21 protein-coding genes and 1 tRNA gene are annotated in these 21,370 nt (G+C 46.9%); 16 read left to right on the forward strand and 6 right to left on the reverse strand.

What is annotated here, in order from left to right; all coding sequences use genetic code 11:
- Window positions 1–8: 8 nt before the first annotated feature.
- Complete coding sequence (locus tag BM367_RS06705; RefSeq protein WP_092459162.1) at window positions 9–1,202, reverse strand: glycoside hydrolase family 27 protein; 1,194 nt, start codon at window positions 1,200–1,202, stop codon at window positions 9–11.
- Window positions 1,203–1,348: 146 nt separating this feature from the next.
- On the opposite strand from BM367_RS06705, the gene BM367_RS06710 reads away from it, so the two are divergent.
- Both BM367_RS06710 and BM367_RS06715 read left to right on the forward strand, forming a co-directional pair.
- Window positions 1,349–2,302: a D-2-hydroxyacid dehydrogenase gene (locus BM367_RS06710; protein ID WP_092459164.1), complete on the forward strand. Its 954-nt coding sequence runs from the start codon at window positions 1,349–1,351 to the stop codon at window positions 2,300–2,302.
- Window positions 2,303–2,509: 207 nt separating this feature from the next.
- On the forward strand, window positions 2,510–3,745 hold the full coding sequence (locus BM367_RS06715; RefSeq protein WP_092459166.1) for a T9SS type A sorting domain-containing protein: 1,236 nt from the start codon (window positions 2,510–2,512) through the stop codon (window positions 3,743–3,745).
- A gap of 9 nt (window positions 3,746–3,754) precedes the next feature.
- Here BM367_RS06715 and BM367_RS06720 read toward each other — a convergent pair whose 3' ends face one another.
- Window positions 3,755–4,258 carry a DUF4293 domain-containing protein gene (locus BM367_RS06720; protein WP_092459168.1) on the reverse strand — a complete coding sequence of 168 codons (504 nt, stop codon included), beginning with the start codon at window positions 4,256–4,258 and terminating at the stop codon, window positions 3,755–3,757.
- Between the two features lie 19 nt (window positions 4,259–4,277).
- Between BM367_RS06720 and BM367_RS06725 the strand changes: the two genes are divergently transcribed.
- On the forward strand, window positions 4,278–6,566 hold the full coding sequence (locus tag BM367_RS06725) for an NADP-dependent malic enzyme (RefSeq protein WP_092459170.1): 2,289 nt from the start codon (window positions 4,278–4,280) through the stop codon (window positions 6,564–6,566).
- Here BM367_RS06725 and BM367_RS06730 read toward each other — a convergent pair.
- Together BM367_RS06730 and BM367_RS06735 are read right to left on the reverse strand one after the other, a co-directional pair.
- A tRNA-Arg gene (locus BM367_RS06730) sits at window positions 6,564–6,635 on the reverse strand. The genes BM367_RS06725 and BM367_RS06730 overlap by 3 nt on opposite strands.
- A gap of 38 nt (window positions 6,636–6,673) precedes the next feature.
- Window positions 6,674–7,297 (reverse strand): MarC family protein, encoded by a 624-nt coding sequence (locus tag BM367_RS06735; RefSeq protein WP_245759924.1) that lies wholly within the window; start codon window positions 7,295–7,297, stop codon window positions 6,674–6,676.
- A 48-nt stretch (window positions 7,298–7,345) separates the two neighbouring features.
- On the opposite strand from BM367_RS06735, the gene BM367_RS06740 reads away from it, so the two are divergent.
- From BM367_RS06740 to trxA, 12 genes are all read left to right on the forward strand, one after another.
- Window positions 7,346–8,002: a tetratricopeptide repeat protein gene (locus BM367_RS06740; protein ID WP_092459172.1), complete on the forward strand. Its 657-nt coding sequence runs from the start codon at window positions 7,346–7,348 to the stop codon at window positions 8,000–8,002.
- 131 nt (window positions 8,003–8,133) lie between these two features.
- Entirely contained in the window at window positions 8,134–8,751 is a 618-nt protein-coding gene (locus BM367_RS06745; RefSeq protein ID WP_092459174.1) for a TetR/AcrR family transcriptional regulator, read from the forward strand.
- Between the two features lie 68 nt (window positions 8,752–8,819).
- Window positions 8,820–10,157 (forward strand): TolC family protein, encoded by a 1,338-nt coding sequence (locus BM367_RS06750; RefSeq protein ID WP_143103975.1) that lies wholly within the window; start codon window positions 8,820–8,822, stop codon window positions 10,155–10,157.
- Between the two features lie 46 nt (window positions 10,158–10,203).
- Entirely contained in the window at window positions 10,204–11,256 is a 1,053-nt protein-coding gene (locus BM367_RS06755; RefSeq protein WP_092459178.1) for an HlyD family secretion protein, read from the forward strand.
- Window positions 11,257–11,328: 72 nt separating this feature from the next.
- Window positions 11,329–12,888 carry a DHA2 family efflux MFS transporter permease subunit gene (locus BM367_RS06760; RefSeq protein ID WP_092459180.1) on the forward strand — a complete coding sequence of 520 codons (1,560 nt, stop codon included), beginning with the start codon at window positions 11,329–11,331 and terminating at the stop codon, window positions 12,886–12,888.
- A gap of 20 nt (window positions 12,889–12,908) precedes the next feature.
- Window positions 12,909–14,462, forward strand: coding sequence for a DHA2 family efflux MFS transporter permease subunit (locus tag BM367_RS06765; RefSeq protein WP_092459182.1), 1,554 nt, complete (start codon window positions 12,909–12,911; stop codon window positions 14,460–14,462).
- Between the two features lie 67 nt (window positions 14,463–14,529).
- Window positions 14,530–15,414 (forward strand): universal stress protein, encoded by an 885-nt coding sequence (locus tag BM367_RS06770; RefSeq protein ID WP_092459184.1) that lies wholly within the window; start codon window positions 14,530–14,532, stop codon window positions 15,412–15,414.
- A 46-nt stretch (window positions 15,415–15,460) separates the two neighbouring features.
- Window positions 15,461–16,855, forward strand: a complete 1,395-nt coding sequence (locus BM367_RS06775) for an MFS transporter (protein ID WP_092459186.1) — start codon at window positions 15,461–15,463, stop codon at window positions 16,853–16,855.
- 4 nt (window positions 16,856–16,859) lie between these two features.
- A complete protein-coding gene (locus tag BM367_RS06780; RefSeq protein WP_092459188.1) occupies window positions 16,860–17,579 on the forward strand; it encodes a dienelactone hydrolase family protein in 720 nt (239 codons plus the stop codon).
- A 43-nt stretch (window positions 17,580–17,622) separates the two neighbouring features.
- Window positions 17,623–18,264, forward strand: coding sequence for a Crp/Fnr family transcriptional regulator (locus tag BM367_RS06785; protein WP_092459190.1), 642 nt, complete (start codon window positions 17,623–17,625; stop codon window positions 18,262–18,264).
- 55 nt (window positions 18,265–18,319) lie between these two features.
- Window positions 18,320–18,532, forward strand: coding sequence for a YgaP family membrane protein (locus BM367_RS06790; RefSeq protein ID WP_092459193.1), 213 nt, complete (start codon window positions 18,320–18,322; stop codon window positions 18,530–18,532).
- A 43-nt stretch (window positions 18,533–18,575) separates the two neighbouring features.
- Window positions 18,576–18,947: a thioredoxin gene (gene trxA / locus BM367_RS06795; protein ID WP_092459195.1), complete on the forward strand. Its 372-nt coding sequence runs from the start codon at window positions 18,576–18,578 to the stop codon at window positions 18,945–18,947.
- A 20-nt stretch (window positions 18,948–18,967) separates the two neighbouring features.
- Here trxA and BM367_RS06800 read toward each other — a convergent pair whose 3' ends face one another.
- On the reverse strand, window positions 18,968–19,318 hold the full coding sequence (locus BM367_RS06800) for a DoxX family membrane protein (RefSeq protein ID WP_092459197.1): 351 nt from the start codon (window positions 19,316–19,318) through the stop codon (window positions 18,968–18,970).
- Between the two features lie 114 nt (window positions 19,319–19,432).
- On the opposite strand from BM367_RS06800, the gene BM367_RS06805 reads away from it, so the two are divergent.
- Window positions 19,433–19,681: a hypothetical protein gene (locus tag BM367_RS06805; RefSeq protein WP_143103976.1), complete on the forward strand. Its 249-nt coding sequence runs from the start codon at window positions 19,433–19,435 to the stop codon at window positions 19,679–19,681.
- Window positions 19,682–19,745: 64 nt separating this feature from the next.
- Here BM367_RS06805 and lysS read toward each other — a convergent pair whose 3' ends face one another.
- Entirely contained in the window at window positions 19,746–21,266 is a 1,521-nt protein-coding gene (gene lysS, locus BM367_RS06810; protein ID WP_092459200.1) for a lysine--tRNA ligase, read from the reverse strand.
- Window positions 21,267–21,370 lie beyond the last annotated feature (104 nt).

The following is a 21,370-nucleotide window of genomic DNA, read 5'->3' on the forward strand; positions in this document are numbered from 1 at the left end:
TTCTGACATTATGATTTTACTGGCCACACGCGGAATACCAGCACACCGTGGGATGGTACAAAGCCACGGATCAGGGATTCGGTATGCGATTCCTTGTGGGACCATAGGTCTCTAAGCCGATATTGCGGTGCATCAGGAAGGCCCACCTGGTGAGCGTCTGTAGTCATAAATGCCGTATGTTCGCCCCGGTTCAGGAAAAGCACCACCCGACTGCCGTCGGCCATTTCCTTTACCCAGATTTCCTCATCACCATCATCCTGCAGTTTATATCCTTCTTTTCCGAGTGGATCCTGATCTACAGCAATCATATCCCGGTTGGTGAGAATTTCTTTGGTTTCCGGGCTCATGTGGCGCAGGTCGTTGCCTGCAATCAGCGGGGCAGCGAGGATACACCAGAGGCTGAAATGCGCCCGGTATTCGGTGGTAGTCATGCCGCCATTGCCCACTTCCAGCATATCGGGGTCGTTCCAGTGGCCGGGGCCGGCATAACTGGCCAGGCCCACCTGCTGATCGAGAATACTCATCACACTTTCCCAGCTGTCGCGAATATCACCGGTTGTTCGCCATAGATTACCCAATCGGGGAGCCCATTCCCAGGGGTTTTCCAGGCCCCATTCGCAGATACTGAAAACAATAGGACGGCCACAATGAGCCAGTGCCTGCTGCATGGCCTGGTAGCGCTCAATAAGCGGGCGGCCCTGATTGTAGCAATTGTCATATTTCAGATAATCCACGCCCCAGCTGGCAAACGTTTTTGCATCAATTTCTTCATGATCCAGGCTGGCCGGATAGCCCGCGCAGGTTTTGGTGCCGGCAGAAGAATAAATGCCCAGTTTCAATCCTTTGCTGTGCACGTAGTCGGCCAGCCATTTGATGCCATGCGGAAAACGCTTTGGATCGGCTTGCAGCCGGCCCTGCGCATCCCGTACGGTATCCATCCAGCAATCGTCAATATTGATGTATTCATATCCGGCATCTTTCATGCCACTCGATACCATGGCATCGGCCATTTCTTTGATGATATTTTCATCAATGTTGCAGCCAAAATGGTTCCAGCTATTCCAGCCCATAGGAGGTGTGGGAGCCAGCCCGTTGGGGGTTACGGAAGAGGCCTGGGAGCTCTGGGCACTTGCCGAAAAATACAGAGCTGAAAAGCATATCCCACTCAGGCAAAGCAGGCGGGAAACAGAAAATTTAAACATGGTAGCAGGTTTTTAGATGAATAAACACAAATTTTTGAACAATCCCGGACAATTTTGAACTTTTGTACGGATATAAAGACAAATTTCCAGGCTTTTTCAATGAGTGATCTGTTTGTTTTCTTTTTTATCCCAAAAGATTTTTTCACATGCGTATAGCCCTATTGGATGGATATACCCTGAATCCGGGTGATTTAAGCCGGGAACCTCTGTTGAAGCTGGGTGAGGTACATATTTACGATCGTACCACGCCCGATCAGTTATGGGATCGCGTGGCACATGCGGATGCTATCCTTACCAATAAAGTGGTGATACCGAGCGATGTTATCCAGCAGGCTCCTTCCCTGCAATATATTGGCGTGATGGCTACAGGGTACAATGTGGTAGATGTTGCTGCAGCCAGAAAAAAAGGTATTGTGGTTACCCATGTGCCCGATTATAGTACGTTTTCCGTAGCTCAGCATACGTTTGCCCTGTTGCTGGAGCTCACCCAGCATGTAGGGCTGCACAACCAAAGTGTGCATGCGGGTGATTGGACGGCCTGTGCCGACTTTAGCTATCAATTGACCCCATTAATTGAATTACATAGACTCACGCTGGGTATTGTGGGTCTGGGCCGGATCGGTCGAGCTGTGGCAAGGATTGGGCTGGCTATGGGCATGCGTGTGCTGGCCGTGCATACCCATCCGGAGCGCGATCTGATGGATGGGGTGGAATTTGTAGATGTGCAAACCTGTTTTCGGCAGGCCGACGTGGTTACCCTGCATTGTCCACTCACAGCCAGCAACGCCGGTTTTGTGAATAAGGCTTTATTATCGCTGATGAAGCCGGGCGCCTTTCTTATTAACACCGCCCGCGGGGGACTGATTGAGGAAAACGATTTGGCCGAAGCCTTGAATAGTGGCTTAATCGCCGGTGCCGGGCTCGATGTACTTTCAGTAGAACCTCCTCCGGCCGACCATCCTCTGTTGCATGCCCGCAATTGCATTATCACTCCCCACCAGGCCTGGGCTACCCGTGCCGCACGCCAACGATTAATGAACCAGGTTGTAGAAAACTTGAAAGCGTTTCAGGCCGGCAAACCCATCCATGTCGTAAACTGAATAAAGTTTCAATATCCCTTGCATAAATGCTTTGTTTGCCTTATTTTTCATGAGTCATTGTCTGGTGTAAGTGTTTTCTTTTCTCTTTCCAGCTTCTACACACATCGGTTGACCTATCCTCCTGAAAAATGCCGGGCGAATTGGATGGGGGCGAGCTGATATTTCCTGCAATGTGTAATGGAATGCGATTATAAAACCCTTTGAAAAATGAAACCCTGGATTACCCTATTGTGCATCGGGGCAGACCTATGTCCTGTTTTTTTCGGATGGAGCCAGACTCCGGTATCGCTTGTAAATCAACCCAATTTACGATTTGAAGAGCATTTCGACAGCGTGCGCAACTGGGCAGATGGCTTTACAGATGGAGCCGGAGCCGAACACTGGTCGCCAGTAGGCATACGGCCAGGTGGCACCATTCCCGATGGAATCACCACTACGATCACTACCGACACTTTCGCTAAAGCATATCTTACTCCCGGAGTGCATAAAAGCCCTTCCACAACCTCTGAGACCTATCTGGAATTGCTTACTTCCGGCAGTGAAGATTATTCCAGCGCGCTGGCTGTGGACTTTTGGGTGGACTTTCAACATATCATTCCGGGAAAATTTGCTTTCGATGTTTCTTCCATTCATAACGGCAACCCGGGCTCTGACAGGCGAGCCAGGTTGCAGGTGTATTACAGCATTGATTTGCAGGCCTTTCATTTGATTCCGGATTTGCAATTTGAAGCCATTAACTATCAGGATACTACCATTCATCTGCAGACGGATCTGCCCGACAGTTTAGCCAATCATGTTGTCATGTTTCGATTCTACAGTTTCAATAGTTCAGGTGGCAGCAAAGGATCACGGCCAAGAATTGCTATTGACAACCTGGCCGTAGAAGCTCATGAGCAAGATATGCCGCTGCGGCTGGTTTTATTTGAGGCAGAAATGATTAAATTGGCCGTGGTTTTGCGTTGGATCACAGATAGCGAGCAGCACATCGCGCGCTTTGTGGTAGAACGAAGCCCCGATGCGATGCATTTTGAGCCTGTTGGACAGGTACCGGCTGCAGGAAATAGTGATGTGCAGCAAACCTATCATTTTACTGATTTTCCTGAGAGCGCTGGGAGCTGGTTTTACCGCCTTAGCATAGTTGAGTTAGACGGGCACGTTGTTTACAGTCCGGTAGTAAAAGTGGTTTGGCGTACGCCCTATCTAAAGCGGATTTACCCCAATCCTGCGCACGACAGGTTGTATGTGGAATGGAGCATGCCCTTGCAAAACAGGGTAGAATGCCGGCTGCTTGGCCTCGATGGAAAAACAAGGTGGAGCGGGCATCTTCGGGCAGGTCAAACTCAGCTCAATGTCCCGCTTCAGGGTTTGCCCGCGGGTTTGTATTATTTGTGGATTCAGGAATGGCAAGCACCAGCTTATGCCTTCCCAGTAGTGCATCTGTAAACAATAAATTCACCGAAGCCGGTTGAGCGAGCGCACCAGCTTTTCGTCCCTGCGAATACCCCTTGCAGCCAGCAAGAAAAACAACATCATCAATACAGGCAAAGCAATACCTATCCAGTAATATGCCCGCTGAACCAGGGCGGGTTGTGTCTGAAAATCGTGTACGATGGAATATTCCAGGAATAAGGCAACAGCTCCTACCAGAAATCCCAGCCAGCTAAGGCGTAGCTGCAGGCGGCGTTTTTTAAAAAGAAAAATGGCAATAATTGCAAGGAGAATGGCTAGGATCATGAGCAATGTAAGTGGAAAGCTGTCGTTGGCCACATACACTTTCACGGGTTGATTGAGCAGTTCTACTTTGCCGAACGGAATCTTCCAGCTTAGTACAGCACAAAGGCCTGATAGCAGCAGGTAAACGGTTTGAATGCGTTGAATCATGCCATTTTGTTTGGTGTAAAGATAAGCAATCCCCATTTGCATAGGGGCTTCTGCACGAGGTTTGTTAACTTGCATTTGCTAAGCCTGTTGAATTATGAACGACACTACCTGGCAGGATGCTTTGCAATACCATGCCAAAGACCGTCCCGGAAAAATTGAGGTGGTCCCCACCAAGGAAACCAAGTCTCAGCGTGATCTTTCTTTGGCCTATACTCCTGGAGTTGCCCAGCCCTGCATGGAAATCCATCAGAACCGGGAAGCCGTTTACCAATATACTGCCAGGGGCAATCTGGTGGCTGTTATCACCAATGGTACGGCGGTGCTGGGCCTGGGCGATATAGGTCCGGAAGCCAGCAAACCTGTGATGGAAGGGAAAAGCGTGCTTTTTAAAATGTTTGCCGACATTGATGTGTTTGACCTGGAGGTGAATGTCAGGAATGTAGATGAATTTGTACAAGTAGTAAAAGCCCTGGAACCCACATTTGGCGGTATCAACCTGGAGGATATCAAGAGCCCGGAGTGTTTTTACATTGAAGAACGCCTGCGCCGGGAAATGCATATTCCCGTGATGCACGATGATCAGCACGGTACGGCCATCATATCAGGTGCTGCACTTATCAACGCTTTATTGCTGGTAGGCAAGCAAATTGATCAGGTAAAAATTGTGGTATGCGGTGCCGGTGCAGCAGCTATTGCTTGTGCTAAATTATATCTGGCTTTGGGAGCCAAAAAAGAGCATATCATCATGTTTGATAAAGATGGTGTGCTCAGTACTGACCGTACCGATCTGGATGAGATCCGCCGGGCTTTTGCCACGGATCTGCCGGTCAAAACCATGGCCGAAGCGCTGGTAGGAGCCGATGTTTTTCTGGGATTAAGTGTGGGCAATGTGCTCAGGGCCGATATGTTGACCGTGATGGCTAAAGATCCAATCGTATTTGCCCTTGCCAATCCTGAACCCGAAATTGATTATGAAACAGCTATCCGGGTTCGTCCCGATATCATTATGGCCACCGGGCGTTCGGATTATCCCAATCAAGTTAACAATGTGCTGGGCTTTCCCTACATTTTTCGGGGTGCCCTGGACGTGCGTGCCACCCAGATCAATGAGGCCATGAAGCTGGCTGCCGTGTATGCACTGGCAGAGCTGGCCCGCCAGCCGGTGCCCGATATTGTAAATATTGCCTACCGGGAAAAGACACTTTCATTTGGCCGCCAATACATCATCCCCAAGCCTTTTGATCCCAGGCTTATTACCACCGTAGCTCCGGCGGTGGCCAGAGCAGCCATGGAAAGTGGTGTGGCGCAGAAACAGATTACCGATTGGGAAGCTTATCGGGTGGAGCTCAGCAACAGGCTGGGGCTCGATAATCAGCTTATTCGTTCGCTGGGAACACAAGCGCGCAAGGACCCTCGCAAAGTTGTTTTTGCCGATGCCGATAATGTGAAAATCCTGAAAGCAGCCAGAATTGTGCTGGAGGAAAAAATTGCCCATCCTATTCTGCTGGGCGACAAACGCAAAATCGAGCGGCTCATGCGGGAAAATGGCATTGAGTTGCCGGGCGTACCCATTATTGATCCGCAGGCCGACGAGATGGAGGAAAAACGTTTTCGTTTTGGTGAAATTTATTTTGATAAGCGAAAACGACGAGGTGTTAATCTCTACGAAGCCCGCAAGGCCATGCGGTCCCGGACCCCATTTGGCTGCATGATGGTAGAAACCGGCGAAGCCGATGCATTTATTTCGGGTTTGTTGCGCAATTATCCGGATACCATTCGTCCGGCTTTGCAAATCATTGGCACAGAACCCGGCGTGAAGCGGGTGGCTGGCATGTACATTATCCTTACCCGCAAAGGACCGTTGTTTCTGGCCGATACTACTATCAACCTGAATCCTACTTCCGAAGAGCTGGCCGACATCACGTTGCTGGTGGCCCGTGAAGTGGAGCAGTTTGGTATCAAGCCGGTGGTGGCTATGCTTTCTTATTCCAATTTCGGCACCAGCGACACACCCGAAGCCATTCTGGTGCGCGATGCCGTGCAAATCGTCAAACAAAAAAATCCCGATCTGCTGGTAGATGGAGAAATTCAGGCCAGCCTGGCATTCAATAAAGAAGTGCTGCGCGACAATTATCCGTTTACTGATTTGCTGAAAGGAGATGTGAATACCCTGATTTTTCCGAACCTGGCAGCCGGCAATATTGCCTATCATCTGCTGATGGGTGTGGCAGGATTTGAAGCTATTGGTCCGATCCTGCTGGGGATGAAAAAACCTGTGCACGTCTTGCAACTGGGCAGCACAGTCAGGCAGATTGTCAATATGGTTACAATTGCAGTGGTGGATGCACAGCAGAAATGCCGCAAACAGGATAATCTTCAGTGACCCCGCCGCGAATCGAACGCGGATCCTGAGTTCCGGAGACTCATGTACTATCCATTGTACTACGGGGCCAGCCCGGCAAAATTAGCAATTCTTCCCTACTCTGCAGATCAGATACCCAGATTGGTTTTGAATATTTTTACCGCAATGGCAATTAAAGTCACACCAAAAAATTTCCGGACAACCAGCAAACCGGCTTCGCCCAGCATGCGCTCGATGTAATGCAAAGAACGCAGTACGACATAAATCACAATCAGGTTAATTAAAATGCCAATCAGGATATCATAAAAATTGAAATTGGCTTTCAGCGACATGATCGTGGTCAATGTACCCGAACCCGCAATTAGCGGGAAGGCGATGGGCACCAGCTCACCGGCTTGCGTACTTTTTTCACTTTTGAAAAACTCAACCCCCAATACCATTTCCAGCCCTAAAATGAAAATCACTACCGAACCCGCCACAGCAAAGGAATGAATATCTACACCCATCAGTGCCAGAAAAGGTTCACCTACCAGCAGAAATAAAATCATCAGCAGCCCGGAAGCCAGCGTGGCCCGCACGGGCTGGATGCGGCCCAGTTTTTCTTTCAATGCAATCAATACTGGAATGGAACCCAATATGTCAATCACAGCAAACAAAGTGAATGTAATAGTTACAATGTCTTTGATATGAAGCATTCGTATCTGATTTTGCATTTCAAATATCCAGGTTTTCCAGGTGATTTCTATGGGCATGGAAATCGTAAATTTGTCAGCCCATTTCAAGAAAATAAAGAACATTTCATGAAAAAAATCTGGAGATATCTTATCCTGTATCGTTTGTATGTTGCCATCGTGGTAATAGCCATTGGTGTGTGGGTAAACATCAGCAGCGGTATTCTCATTGCCTGGATCATTTATTTGCTGGGTTTGATTTTGCTGGTCGGACATTTTATGGTGGGTCCCATGCGGCTGATTCAGGAAGCCGTAGAGGCTGGTGAGTTTGAGGAAGCCCGCCGGTTGCTCAATACGATTCGTTTCCCCAGATTATTGTTTAAGCCCTTACGCCAGGCTTATTACCTGATTCGCTCCAATCTGGACATGGTCAACCAGGATTTATCCAGTGCAGAAGAAAACATTAAAAAAAGCCTGGAGACGAAGAGCAAGACCATGAAGGAATATGAAGGGGTATCTTATTTTCAGTTAGGGGCTATTGCCTACCAAAAAGGTGATCTGAAGACTGCTTATGCCAACCTGCGAACCGCCATCAGATTGGGTTTGCCGGATAAAGAAAATACAGCAGCTGCTTATCTGCAATTAAGTGCCATCGCCATGAACCGGCGTGATTTTAAAGCTGTGAAAATGTATTTTAAAAAAGCCAAGGACCTGAAGCCCACTACCCCCGAGCTCGTGAAGCAAATCAAAGAAATGGAAAAATATATTACCCGCATTCCCGGATAAATCTTAGAGCGTTTGTTAAAAACATGCATCAAGGATATGATTGTTAATTTTCTGTAATTCCTGCAAACAAACATTTGTTTAAATCAAACGTTCGTTTAACTTTGCGACACTTTATAGGATAAGCGTCGCAGATGAAGAAAGAAAAAATCCTGGAAGCTGCTGAGGAACTGTTTGCCGAAAAGGGTTATGAGGGCACATCTGTGCGCGATATTGCCAACAGAGCCGGTGTAAATATCGCCATGATATCCTATTATTTCGGTTCCAAAGAAAAGCTCCTGGAGTCGCTTATCCAGTATCGTGCAGGGTACACGAGTGATTTGTTGGATGCATTAAAGAAAAATCCGGACGATCACCCTGTTCATAAAATTGAAAAAGTCATTGACCTGTATGTAGACCGTATTCTTACGCATCATAGGTTTCACAACATCATGAGCCGGCAGCTTTCGATGATTTCTGAAAAAAAGATTAAAGATCAGATGATTGAAATCAAAAAACAAAATCTGGAAATCATCAAAAAAATCATCGAAGAAGGCCAGCGAAAAAAAATATTTAGGAAAGTAGATATTGAACTCACAGTAGCTACCATCATAGGTACTATTTCACAGGTAACTCTTTCCAAATCTTTTTATTGCCAGCTCATGCATATTCCGGAAATCAGTTTTGATGAATATAGCATGCGCATAAAAAGCAGGGTGAAAAAACATTTAAAAAAATTGATTATTACTTATCTGACCTGTGATATGGAATAGTAAAGTATATCCGATTGCAGGTGCAAAATAAAATTTGGTTTTATCTGATTCAGAAAGACTTGCAGCATATGTATAGAAAAAGCAAACGATTCATTGAATGGAAAGCAGTTTGGATTCCTGTAGTATTGTTTATGTATCTGGGTTTTACAGCATCAGCACAAGATACGCTTCATCTTTCGCTGCAGCAGGCCATTGAGCTGGGACTGCAAAACAGCAAACAGCTGAAGATTTCCCGTGCCAGGGTGCAACAGGCTTTGTTGCAGTATCAGCAGGCAAAAGATGCCATGCTGCCCTCTGCAAAAATTAGTTATGGTGCGAGTGAAGCTTTCATTCCTACCAAACAGCTCGTATTCGGTCGGGATACGCTGCATCTGCCAGGTACATCGCGTCTTTACCTGGGTACTTTATCCATTCAGGAGCCGATTTTTGCAGGTAATCAATTGCGATATGCGAGGCAATCAGCCGAAATACTGGAAAAAATAGCATCACTTGATACTTCCAACTATCGCAATCAAATTACAAATGCAATCATTCAAACCTATGGAAGTTTGCTGAAAATCATAGGCAATCAGAAAGTGGTGGCACAAAATATTGAAGATGTTCAGCAACGATTGATTGAAACCCGGCATTTTGAAGAGCAAGGATTGGCTACGCAAAACGATGTGCTTCGTTTTCAGCTGCAGCTTTCCGATGTGCAGCTTACCGCATTGGATCTTGAAAACAATCGCAAGATTGTGAATTACAATCTGAATATCTTGCTGGGATTGCCTGATACAACCGAAATTATGCCGGATAGCTTGCCCGAAGCATTCTCTTTGCAACCTATGGAAACCTATCTGCAAATGGCTTTGCAGAACCGAAAAGATCTGCAAGCATTTCAATATCGCCTGCAGTTGAATGATTTGCAGATTAGAAAAGAAAAAGATAGCCGCCTGCCTACGCTGGGAGTGGGTGTGAGTGGATACTACATCAATCCGAACAATGATTTCTTCCCACCCAAAAATACCTATCTGGCTCCGGTAACGGTAGGGCTCACACTGGGATGGAGTATTAGCAGTCTCTATACCGCACCGCATCGCATTGCTGAAGCACAGGTGCAAAAAACAGAAACTCAATTGCAACAATCGCTGCTCACTGATCAGATCAAAGAGGAAATTCATCAGCAATACCGCAATTATCAGCTGGCCATGCAACGCATCAAAGTGTTACAGGTAGCATTGGCACAGGCTGAAGAGAATGACCGGATGATGGAATCAAAATATCGCAATCAGCTGGCCAGCACCACAGATCGTATTGATGCAGAAACCTTGCTGTTTAAAGCCAGGGTTGATTTGCAATTAGCGCAGGTAGATGCCGTGCTGGCTTATTATCAGCTGCTGGCATCTACAGGCACATTATCACAATAACAGAAAATGTAAACATATTGATTCGACATTAAATTGTACATCACCTATGGAAAAAAGAACAGGAAAGAGATCGATTGGCAAAACTATTATGCCCATTGTTTTGGGCCTGGTTTTGATAGGCGGTGCTATTTTTGGCATCCGGGAATACATTTATTATCAGCATTATCAAACAACAGATGATGCCCAGATTGATGGGGATATCAGTCCCGTAGTGGCTCGTGTGAGTGGTTATGTAAAAGACATTTTGTTTACAGATAACCAGTTTGTGCATGCGGGCGATACGCTTGTCATTCTCGATGATAGGGATTATCGGGTGAAGCTGGAACAGGCTGAAGCGGCATTGAAAGCCGCCATGGCAAATGTAAATGTATCACGTTCGAATGTACAAACTGTTGCCGCAAACGTACAACCCGCCGAAGCTCGTGTGGCTGCAGCTAAAGTACAGTTGTGGAAAGCCCAGCAGGATTATAATCGGTATTTGAATCTGTTGCATGATCATGCTATTACTCAAGCACAATTTGATGCTGTGAAAGCACAACGTGATGCAGCAGAAGCTGAGCTGGAAGCAGCCCAGAAACAGGTGGCTGCATTGCATGAACAGGTAAGCACCACCCAGCAACAAGTGAAAGCTACTGCTTCTAACATCGATATTCAACGTGCAGAGGTTGATTTTGCCAAACTGCAGTTATCTTATACCGTTATCACAGCCCCGGTATCGGGCATTGTATCCAAACGCAATATTCAGCCCGGGCAGCTGGTACAAGCCGGACAAACGCTGTTTTCCATCGTGATGGATTCCAGCATTTATGTAACGGCTAATTTCAAAGAAACCCAGATTGGCGATATTCATGTGGGCCAGAAGGTGGATATTGACGTGGATGCTTATCCCGATACGACTTTTGAAGGCGTGGTGGAAAGTTTTTCCGGAGCTACGGGTGCTAAGTTTTCGTTGTTGCCGCCTGATAACGCTACAGGAAATTTTGTGAAGGTTGTGCAACGTGTACCGGTGAGGATTGCATTTACAAAATTGAATGATGAATGGCGCCGGCGTCTGCGACCCGGTTTGAGTGTATTTGTGCGGGTGCATATCAAACCATAGCTGTATGCGGGATAGGTAAATGGCAGTCTGGCAAGCCTCCTCTGCAAATGGGCCGTTTAAAATTGATATGAAATGCCAGAGAGAGGATTCAGAAAAATCATCATCACGATTACGGTGATTTCGGCTGCCATGTTGCAGCTTATTGACTCCACCATCGTCAACGTATCCCTGCCGCAAATCATGGGTAATCTGGGAGCTACTCTGGATGATGTGGGTTGGGTCGTAACGGCTTATGCGGTGGCCAACGTGATTGTGTTGCCCATGTCGGGCTGGCTGGGCGAGCGTTTTGGCAGAAAAAACTATTTCACAGCATCCATTATTATTTTCACTTTGGCTTCCTTTTTTTGTGGTCATGCACATTCGTTAAATGAACTGATTGTGTTCAGAATCATTCAGGGGTTTGCTGGCGGGGGGATTATGGCTGTGGCGCAGGCTATTTTGCTGGAATCCTGGCCTCCCGAAGAAGTGGGGCTCGCCACTGCCATTTTCGGATTAGGCGCTGTCGTGGCTCCTACTATTGGGCCTACCCTGGGTGGATATATCACCGATCACTTTTCCTGGCCCTGGATTTTTTATGTGAACATCCCGGTAGGCACCGTGGCTACCTTTTTATCGGTAACCTTTGTTCGCCGCACACCCGCAACCGGCAAGGGGAGGCCTATTGATTGGTGGGGAATTGCCTTTTTATCAATCGCTGTGGGAAGTTTACAGATTGTACTGGAAAAGGGCGAACGGGAAGACTGGTTTGCTACTACCTACATTCAAGTATTGACATTCCTGGCCATGGTTGGCACGGTAGCCTTTATCTGGCGCGAAATGGTTGCCCGTGAGCCGATTGTGGATTTGAAGATCTTTCGTTTTCGCAGTTTCAGCCTGGGCATGCTCACGTCGTTCATCTATGGATTGGGCTTGTATGGCTCCGTGTTTGTGTTTCCCATTCTGTGCCAGAACATATTGGGATTCACTGCCGAGCAAACGGGTTTGCTGTTGCTGCCGGGTGGCATTGCTACCATTTTCATGATGCCGGCTGTGGGCAGCATGCTCAAGAATCGCGTACCGGCCCAGTTTATTTCAACTGTAGGCATGATTGTGTTTTTCATTTTTTGTATGATGATGCAAAAGCGTACTACTGCGCAAGTAGGCAATGAAGATTTTTTCTGGCCGCTCATTATTCGCGGATTGGGTATGGGTATGTTGTTCGTGCCTATAACTACCCTGGCTGTGCAGGACTTGCGGGGTAAAGATATTGGGCAGGGAACGGGATTAAACAACATGGGCAGGCAATTGGGCGGTTCGTTTGGGATAGCCTTGATTACCACTTTTGTGGACCGGCGACTGGCTTATCATCGAGATGTGCTGATTAACCATATCAATCCTTATAATCCCAATTTCACAGAAAGATTCAACATGTTGTGGCATGGATTTATGAGTAAGGGATATGATTTTTTACAGGCCAAATTAATGGCCTATCAGGCTATGGATGGCATGCTCATGAAACAGGCTTCGCTGCTCACTTATGCGGATGTGTTCTGGATTGTGGGTGTGTTCTTTCTATGCATTATTCCCTTGCTGTATTTTCAGAAATTCAATCGTGGACAAACGGCTGAAGGAGGCCATTTGGTGATGGAATAAAATTAAAATTGAAAAAACTTATGGCAGAAAAGGGCATTCGCAAGTGGATTGTAACGATCACGGTGATCATGGCTTCCTTGCTGGAATTGATTGACACCACAATCGTAAATGTATCATTGCCCGATATCATGGGCAATCTGGGTGCTACACTCGATGAAGTGGGCTGGGTAGTAACAGCTTATGCGATATCGAACGTGGTGATTTTGCCCATGTCGGGCTGGCTGGGCGAGCGTTTTGGCAGAAAGAATTATTTTTTGTTTTCCATCATTGTATTTACGGTTGCATCGTTTTTCTGCGGACATGCCACCAGTCTCAATGAACTGATTGTTTTTCGCATTATACAGGGTTTAGCGGGAGGTGGTTTGCTTTCTACGGCACAGGCCATATTGCTGGAAGCCTGGCCTCCGGAAGAAATTGGGCTGGCCACGGCTTTGTTTGGACTGGGTGCCGTTGTGGGCCCAACGGTGGGCCCTACCATTGGGGGTTATATCAATGATCATTTTTCCTGGCCATGGATTTTTTATGTGAATATTCCGGTGGGTGCCCTGGCTACTTTTCTGGTGGTAACGTTTATCCGGCCTACAGCTGCAAGAGGTAAAAACAAGCCGGTAGATTGGTGGGGCATTGTGTTGCTGGCTATCTCTGTAGGATGTCTGCAAACCGTGTTGGAAAAAGGAGAAAGAGAAGATTGGTTTGCATCCACTTTTATTGTTGTGCTTACATTTATCTCGATTGTGAGTGGTATTCTGTTTATCTGGCGGGAAATCCAGGCTGCTGATCCGGTAATAGATTTCCGGATATTGCGTTATCGCAGTTTTACCATTGGAATGTTTACATCCTTTATTCTGGGTTTGGGGTTATACGGATCGGTGTTTGTGTTTCCGGTGCTGTGTCAAAACATTTTGGGATTCACGGCTGAACAAACTGGATTATTGCTTTTACCGGGCGGGCTGGCCACGATTTTTATGATGCCGTGGGTGGGGGCTATGCTTAAAAACAAAGTGCCCGCTCAATTTCTGGCTACTGCAGGTTTTCTGATTTTTTTCTTGTTCTGCATGCAAATGGTACATTACACCACCCAGATGTCGGGTACCACAGATTTTTTCTGGCCGTTGATTATACGCGGATTGGGAATGAGCCTGTTGTTTGTGCCCATTACCACACTGGCTGTGCAGGAATTGAGAGGGAAGGACATAGGTCAGGGAACAGGTTTGAATAACATGGCCCGTCAATTAGGTGGATCGTTCGGGATAGCCCTTATTACCACATTTCTCAATCGAAGAATAGCATTTCACCGTAACAGGCTAATTGAAAATGTAAACCCTTACAACAATTCTTTTACCGAACGCTATGACATGCTCATGCATGGATTTCAGTTCAGAGGCTATGATGCCCAGACAGCCAGCCACATGGCTTATCAGGCTATTGATGGTCAGCTCATGCGGCAAACGGCTTTGTTATCTTATGCTGATGTATTCTGGATTGTGGGAATTTTTTTCCTGGTTATGATTCCATTGTTGTATTTGCAAAAATTCAATCGAAGCGGTGGCATGATGCCTGCCGGTGCGCATTAAATCCCATTTGCAGATACCAGAGAAGATCAGTATATTGAAATAAGATCATTACAGTATTCATGGTAATATGGTAACAATACTGGCTCCAACGGATTTTTCGCTCAATGCCCGGCATGCTACTACTTATGCGGCAAAACTGATAGCACATCAGTTTCATAATGATGGTAGGTTGATTTTATTGCATGTATTTGAAGCCCCTTCGGCCATTTCAGAATATGAATTGAACATGCTTCATTTTGACACCATGAAAACCTATATCCGTGAAAGGCTGGAGGAGCGAAAAAATGAACTGAAAGAAGAAGTGGACCGACACTTGCACATTGAATGTGTAGCCACTAATGAAGGTTTGCTGGAGCATATCCGCAGGTTATGTGAGCACAACAGGGTTGACTTTGTAGTGATCGGGCTCACCGGTGCAGGTATGGGCAATATTTTTCTGGGTAGCCATACCGTTGAAATTGCCCAGCATGCTGGTTATCCGGTCATTACAGTGCCTCCGAGGGCCGAATTTCCTGGTGAACGTAATATCCGGAAAATCGTATTTGCCTATGATTTTTCTGCTGGTCTGCCTGCCGGCGACAAAGAGGAGTTATCCTCTCCGGAAGCTCATCCGCATTTTCAGGCCTTTGTGCGGATTCGCCATGTGGTGCAACTTTTAGGTGTGGAATTGCTGGTGATGCATGTAGGATACCCCAAAAAGGAAGAACACGCGCAAATTGAAGCCCAGCAGAGGTTTCTGCAGGAGTATTTTTCCGGTCTGCAAGTGAGTTTTCATCACATCTCTTCGCGTCATGTGGTGAGTGGTATCAAGGATTTTGTACGTGATCAGCAGGCCGATATGATATTGTTGATTCCCCAGCAGCAGCGCTGGCCCGGAAGTTTGTTGAAGGTGAAACACACGCGGGCTGTATTGTTTCGCAGCACAGTGCCAGTGGTGACCATACCTGCATAGGAAGTGCTGCATGATAGCTTCCGTAAGCCATTGAAACTGTAGAGAAATGAATCTGGTACATGATATAGCAGTGAGGTTGAAATGGTATTGGCATGGACAGCAGGCATTGCGGTATCGCAATTACCGGTTGTTTATCGTTGGCCAGTCGTTATCACTTGTTGGTACCTGGATTCAACGAATTGCCATGATGTGGTTGGCTTATCAGATTACGCATTCTGCAGGCTGGCTGGGCATTATAGGATTCTGTGAACAAATTCCCATTTTCATTATTGCGCCTTTTGCTGGTGTATTTGCCGACCGATGGAATAAGCAAAAAGCATTGGCCCGGATTGAATCCCTGGCCATGTTTCAGGCGTTTTTGCTTGGCATCCTGACGGTTTTGAATCAGGTAAATGTCTGGCATCTCATGGGCCTGAGTTTGTTTTTGGGAACTGTCAATGCATTTGAAGTACCGGTCAGGCAATCGTTCGTAGTGGAAATGGTTAACCGCGACAAAACGGCGTTGGTTAATGCCATTGCGCTCAATTCTACAGTTTTCAATCTTTCCCGGCTTATTGGTCCATCAGTTGCCGGGGTGCTCATTGCCACCGTAGGAGAGGCGTGGTGTTTTTTCATCAATGCGCTCAGCTATGCCGTGGTGGTGATTTGCGTGATGCTCATGCATATTTCATTGGATCATTCCCGTAAATCAGGAGAGGGTGCACAGATTATCTCTCAGCTGAAAGAAGGAGTGCGTTATGTATTTCATCATGAACAAATGGCAAGGCTGTTGGGATTATTGGCCATTGTAAGTTTTGTAAATGCCAGCCTGCGCACGCTGGCGCCGGTATTTGCCAAACAGGTGTTGCATGGAGGCGCGGGGACTTTTGGCTTGTTGATGAGTGCTTCAGGCGTGGGGGCGATGACAGGTGCGCTTTACTTAACCAATCGCAAAACGCTGCCAACCATGCTGCGCATTGTATCGCTCACGGGAATGGCCCTTGCCGCAGGGATGATGATATTTGCCATATCCCATGTGCTGTGGCTTTCGCTGGCTTGCATGGCCGTAACCGGCTTTGCCCAGATGCTGCATACAGCCACCACCAATACTCTGTTGCAGGTATTTACAGATGACGATAAACGGGGGCGTGTGATGAGTTTTTATACCGTGTGCCTGCAAGGAACCATGCCGTTTGGCAGCCTGGTAGCCGGTGCAATAGGAGATGAGCTAAGTGTTTCGTGGGCTGTGGGGCTGATGGGCATATTTTGTTTGCTGGCTTCTTTATGGCTCAGGCATCGGCCTGTGCATCATGAGCTGGCAACTGAAGAAAAGCATGTTTCAGCAAACAGGCAGTTAACACACAGCCAGGCATTATTTTCTGACCCATCCCACAAATCTGATTCTCGCGCTGCAGCATCCCAACAACAATCCCATTCATGGTTTCACTCACATAAAAATTAAACCTATGAGCAGAGTCTTGCATCGAATGATTTCCGTTTCAGTTTCCGATGGTACCCGGATGGATGTGTACGAGGCCTATCCGGAAAATTACGCTTCTCAACAGCTGCCCGGTGTGATGTTGTTTCAGGAAGCTTTTGGTGTGAATGAGCACATCCGCGATGTAGCCAGGCGTATTGCTGCTGAAGGATATGTAGTCATGGCCCCAGAGCTATATCATCGCACGGGGCCGGGGTTTGTATGTAGCTATAGTGATTTTGCTGCAGCCCGCGAGCATATACAAGCACTTACCCTGGAAGGTTTTGAAGCTGATATTCGGGCAACTGCAGCCGCATTGTCGGCCCATCCGGCTTGCAAGCCCGATCGGCTGGCATCCATCGGCTTTTGCATGGGCGGCAGAGTATCGTTTCTCGCAGCAACTGTGCTTCCTTTGCGTGCTGCAGCCTGTTTTTACGGAGGAGGAATTGCTGAACAACTGCTCAACAGAGCTGCGCAGGTGCAGGCTCCGTTGCTGATGTGCTGGGGCGGACAGGATAAACATATTACGGCCGATAAAATACAGGCCATCACGGCAGCGCTGGATCAGCATCAAAAAGATTATGTGAATGTGGTGTTTTCCAGAGCCGATCATGGCTTTTTCTGTGATGCCCGTGCAAGCTATCATCCCGTTTCGGCCGCAGAAGCCTGGGAGCTGGTGAAGGCATTTTTCCGGCAACATCTGGCATAATTTATTGTTTCTGCAGCACATATCCAGAATCTGGCCTAACTTCATGTGGAAACAATCTAAGCGGAATATGAAGGATGAATTGCTTGAAAAATGGATGGATGCAGGAGATATACGTACGTTTCCTGCGGGGGCGGTATTGCTGCAGGACGGAAGTTATATCAGGAGTGTGCCGGTGGTGCTTTCTGGTGTGGTGAAGGTGCTGAAGCAAAACGAAGAAGGCAGGGAAATCCTGCTTTACTATATCCAGCCCGGAGAAAGTTGCGTGATGTCGTTTCTGGGCGGTTTGCATGAAGAAAAAAGCAAGATCAAGGCCGTGGTGGAAGAAGATGCGGATGTGTTGCTGATTCCTATTGATGAGGTTCGTCGGTTGATTCGTGAAGAATATGGTTTCGTAGAGTTTATGTTTCGCTTGTATCACCGTCGTTTTGAAGAAGTGCTCAGTGTGTTGGAGGCCGTAGCTTTCAAGCGCATGGATGAACGTCTGCTATCTTTGCTTCATAAAAAAGTATTGCTGAATGGTTCTCCCCAGCTGCAAATTACCCATCAGCAGCTGGCTGATGAATTGGGTACTGATCGGGTGGTTGTTTCGCGCCTGCTGAAGCAACTCGAAAATGAGGGTATTGTGCAGCTTGGACGCAATCGGATTGTGGTTTTGAAAACATCCCAGCAACAGCCTTCTGTGTAACTCAGGTTACGGATGCTTTTTGTTTTATAGATTTATTTTGTTGAAAACAAAAAGCATGAAACGCAATATCAGTACAGCCGACCGGATTATCCGCTTTATCGTGGCTGTCATACTGGGTATTTTGTACTTCAATCATACACTTACGGGTACCTGGGGCATTATGCTGTTGATTATAGGTATTGTGTTGTTTTTAACAGCTCTGGTAAACTTTTGCCCTCTCTACCGGATATTGGGTATCAGTACCTGTAGGGTAAAGCAGTCAAATTGACTGAAGATATAGATCATAGTTAAACCTTTAAAAACTAAAGGAAATGGAGAATCATGCCCCAACTTTTTCAGAAATCATCAGGAGTGAAAAACCGGTGTTGGTCGATTTTTTTGCGACCTGGTGTATGCCCTGTAAGATGATGGAACCTATTCTGGAAGAAGTTAAACACAAAATCGGTGATCAGGTATTGTTTTATCAGGTGGATGTAGATCGCAATCCGTTAGTAGCTAGTGTATATCAGATTTCAGGCGTGCCCACGTTGATGGTATTTCACAAGGGCCAACCCCTCTGGCGTCATTCGGGTTTTGTACCACCCGATCAGCTTTTGCAAGTGTTGCAAAAAATTGTACAGGACACAACTACCTCTGCCAAAGATGAAGAAGTTTCTTCCCCTGCAGAGGAGAAGCATTCCTGAACAGCTCCGATAGGAATAGATTACTTACCCTGGTTGGCCAGCAAAATACTACCAGCCAATAACCCTAAGTCTTTTACAAGCATCAGGTTCTGGTTGGCATCGTGAAATCCCATTGGTAGTCTTACCAACAATACAACCAGCAATAGATATAAAGCCAGCAGATAACCGGCCAGTTTTGATTTTACATTGATGATAAAAGCAATGCCTGCCAGAATCTGGGCAATGCCTGTGAGCATAATCCAGAATTTACCTGGTGGAATGGGCGACATAGATGCCATGGAAGAAGCGTAGATCAGATGATTGATGCCGATGTACAGAAATGGAATGGCAAAGACAATCATGGCTACACGGTTAGGAATGATGTTTTTCATAATTCGGTATGTTTTGAAAAGAAAAATAGACTGAATTCATGAAAAATGCAACTCCCGTACTTTGGGGGTTAAACTTTACATGTGCCTCCCGGTCAAACAAACAAATCAATTCCTATGAAATCAGTTTGGCGAAGTTTGTTTATGATCTGGATCTGTACGGGTATGCTGATGGCTGCCCATCATGCCCATGGTCAGGTTCGTGTGGCCATAGGAGTACAAATGGGTGCGCCTTTGCCTCCACCCGTACCTGTAGTGGTGGTAAGACCTGCCCGGGTAATGGTAGTGCCTCCACCTCCACCTGTGGTGGTAGTTCGGCCGGCACCGGTAGTAGTGGTTAGAAGAAGAGTGTGGATAAGGCCTTGAGATTTGAGAGGAGCCTCCTGGGGGAATTTGCTGATTTACTGCTTACACCAGCCTTTTTCATTCCTTAATCTGGTAGGCGTTCGGGGCGCATTTGCGGGAAGAACAACACATCCTGGATAGAAGGCTGATTGGTAAGCAGCATGGCCAGCCGATCCATACCAATACCAATGCCTGCAGTGGGCGGCATCCCATATTCCAGCGCCCGGATAAAATCGTAATCAATATACATAGCCTCTTCATCGCCCCTCTGCATGAGTTTTTGTTGTTCTTCAAAACGATGAAGTTGGTCAATGGGATCGTTTAGCTCGCTGTAGGCATTGGCAATTTCTTTTCCATTGATGATGAGTTCGAAACGCTCAACCAATCCGGGTTTGCTGCGGTGTTTTTTGGTGAGCGGACTCATTTCCACGGGATAATCTATGATGAAGGTGGGCTGAATGAAATGCGACTGGCAGGTATCACTGAAAATAGCATCAATGAGTTTGCCTCTGCCCATGGTATTGTCAGTCGGAATGTTGAACTGTTTACACACTTCACGCAGCTGGTTTTCATCCATTTCACTTATATCTATCCCGGTAAATTCCTGTATGGCATCCAGAATGGCAATGCGCGGATAAGGAGCCTTGAAATCAATTTGCCGATCGCCCACCGGAATGACTGTGGTGCCATGCAGTGTTTTTACCACATGTTCCAGCAGTTGTTCGGTGGTTTCCATCATCCAGAAATAATCTTTGTAAGCCACATAAAACTCAAGGATGGTAAACTCGGGATTGTGTGTGCGATCCATCCCTTCATTGCGAAAGTTGCGGCTGAATTCATATACCCAGTCATATCCTCCCACAATCAAGCGTTTCAGATACAGTTCATCGGCAATCCGCAGGTATAAATCGATATCCAGTGCATGATGATGGGTGATAAACGGACGAGCAGCGGCTCCGCCGGGTATGGTTTGCAATACTGGCGTATCAACCTCCAGGGCCCCGCGTTGGTTCAGAAAATCGCGAATGGCCTGCTTCATGCGGGTGATCATGGCAAATCGTTCCCTGGCCTGTGGTTCAATGATCAGATGGGCATAGCGTTGCCGGTATTTAAATTCCGGATCGGTAACTGCGTCATACACTTCTCCTTCTTTTTCCTTCACTACCGGCAGCGGGCGGAGCGATTTACACAATAAGGTGAAGGATTGTACATGGATAGATAATTCGCCGGTTTTGGTATAAAACACAAAGCCTTTTACACCAATGATATCGCCAATGTCGAGTAGTTTTTTCCAAACGGTATTGTAAAGGGTTTTATCCTCTCCGGGACAAATATCATCCCGGCGCACATATAGTTGGATACGGCCCGTGCTATCCTGCAGATCGGCAAAGCTGGCCTTGCCCATATCGCGCATGGTCATAATGCGGCCTGCCAGCGATACATGCTGAAAAGCTTCGGGATGAGCAGGGTCAAACTGTTCGCGGATGGTCCGTATATGCGTATTGACTTCATACTGTGCAGCGGGGTAGGGATCGATGCCCAATTGCTGCAACTGCGCCAATTTTTCTCTGCGGATGCGTTCCTGTTCAGATAAAGTAAGCGACATGGTATGGTGATTATCCGTTAATCAGGCCTGCAAAAATAGCATATTTCAAGCTCCGGGTGGGTGAAACAAAGCAAATAAACCCTAACTTCCGGCAATAAACAAAT

It is taken from the genome of Thermoflavifilum thermophilum, from assembly GCF_900116565.1.
In the GTDB taxonomy this organism is placed as follows: Bacteria; Bacteroidota; Bacteroidia; order Chitinophagales; family Chitinophagaceae; genus Thermoflavifilum; species Thermoflavifilum thermophilum.

Excerpts from the sequence above, each read along its gene's own strand:
- BM367_RS06705 (WP_092459162.1), bottom strand. The coding sequence starts at position 1,202 with ATGTTTAAATTTTCTGTTTCCCGCCTGCTTTGCCTGAGTGGGATATGC.
- BM367_RS06710 (WP_092459164.1), top strand. The coding sequence starts at position 1,349 with ATGCGTATAGCCCTATTGGATGGATATACCCTGAATCCGGGTGATTTA.
- BM367_RS06715 (WP_092459166.1), top strand. The coding sequence starts at position 2,510 with ATGAAACCCTGGATTACCCTATTGTGCATCGGGGCAGACCTATGTCCT.
- BM367_RS06720 (WP_092459168.1), bottom strand. The coding sequence starts at position 4,258 with ATGCAAGTTAACAAACCTCGTGCAGAAGCCCCTATGCAAATGGGGATT.
- BM367_RS06725 (WP_092459170.1), top strand. The coding sequence starts at position 4,278 with ATGAACGACACTACCTGGCAGGATGCTTTGCAATACCATGCCAAAGAC.
- BM367_RS06735 (WP_245759924.1), bottom strand. The coding sequence starts at position 7,297 with ATGCCCATAGAAATCACCTGGAAAACCTGGATATTTGAAATGCAAAAT.
- BM367_RS06740 (WP_092459172.1), top strand. The coding sequence starts at position 7,346 with ATGAAAAAAATCTGGAGATATCTTATCCTGTATCGTTTGTATGTTGCC.
- BM367_RS06745 (WP_092459174.1), top strand. The coding sequence starts at position 8,134 with ATGAAGAAAGAAAAAATCCTGGAAGCTGCTGAGGAACTGTTTGCCGAA.
- BM367_RS06750 (WP_143103975.1), top strand. The coding sequence starts at position 8,820 with ATGTATAGAAAAAGCAAACGATTCATTGAATGGAAAGCAGTTTGGATT.
- BM367_RS06755 (WP_092459178.1), top strand. The coding sequence starts at position 10,204 with ATGGAAAAAAGAACAGGAAAGAGATCGATTGGCAAAACTATTATGCCC.
- BM367_RS06760 (WP_092459180.1), top strand. The coding sequence starts at position 11,329 with ATGCCAGAGAGAGGATTCAGAAAAATCATCATCACGATTACGGTGATT.
- BM367_RS06765 (WP_092459182.1), top strand. The coding sequence starts at position 12,909 with ATGGCAGAAAAGGGCATTCGCAAGTGGATTGTAACGATCACGGTGATC.
- BM367_RS06770 (WP_092459184.1), top strand. The coding sequence starts at position 14,530 with ATGGTAACAATACTGGCTCCAACGGATTTTTCGCTCAATGCCCGGCAT.
- BM367_RS06775 (WP_092459186.1), top strand. The coding sequence starts at position 15,461 with ATGAATCTGGTACATGATATAGCAGTGAGGTTGAAATGGTATTGGCAT.
- BM367_RS06780 (WP_092459188.1), top strand. The coding sequence starts at position 16,860 with ATGAGCAGAGTCTTGCATCGAATGATTTCCGTTTCAGTTTCCGATGGT.
- BM367_RS06785 (WP_092459190.1), top strand. The coding sequence starts at position 17,623 with ATGTGGAAACAATCTAAGCGGAATATGAAGGATGAATTGCTTGAAAAA.
- BM367_RS06790 (WP_092459193.1), top strand. The coding sequence starts at position 18,320 with ATGAAACGCAATATCAGTACAGCCGACCGGATTATCCGCTTTATCGTG.
- trxA (WP_092459195.1), top strand. The coding sequence starts at position 18,576 with ATGGAGAATCATGCCCCAACTTTTTCAGAAATCATCAGGAGTGAAAAA.
- BM367_RS06800 (WP_092459197.1), bottom strand. The coding sequence starts at position 19,318 with ATGAAAAACATCATTCCTAACCGTGTAGCCATGATTGTCTTTGCCATT.
- BM367_RS06805 (WP_143103976.1), top strand. The coding sequence starts at position 19,433 with ATGAAATCAGTTTGGCGAAGTTTGTTTATGATCTGGATCTGTACGGGT.
- lysS (WP_092459200.1), bottom strand. The coding sequence starts at position 21,266 with ATGTCGCTTACTTTATCTGAACAGGAACGCATCCGCAGAGAAAAATTG.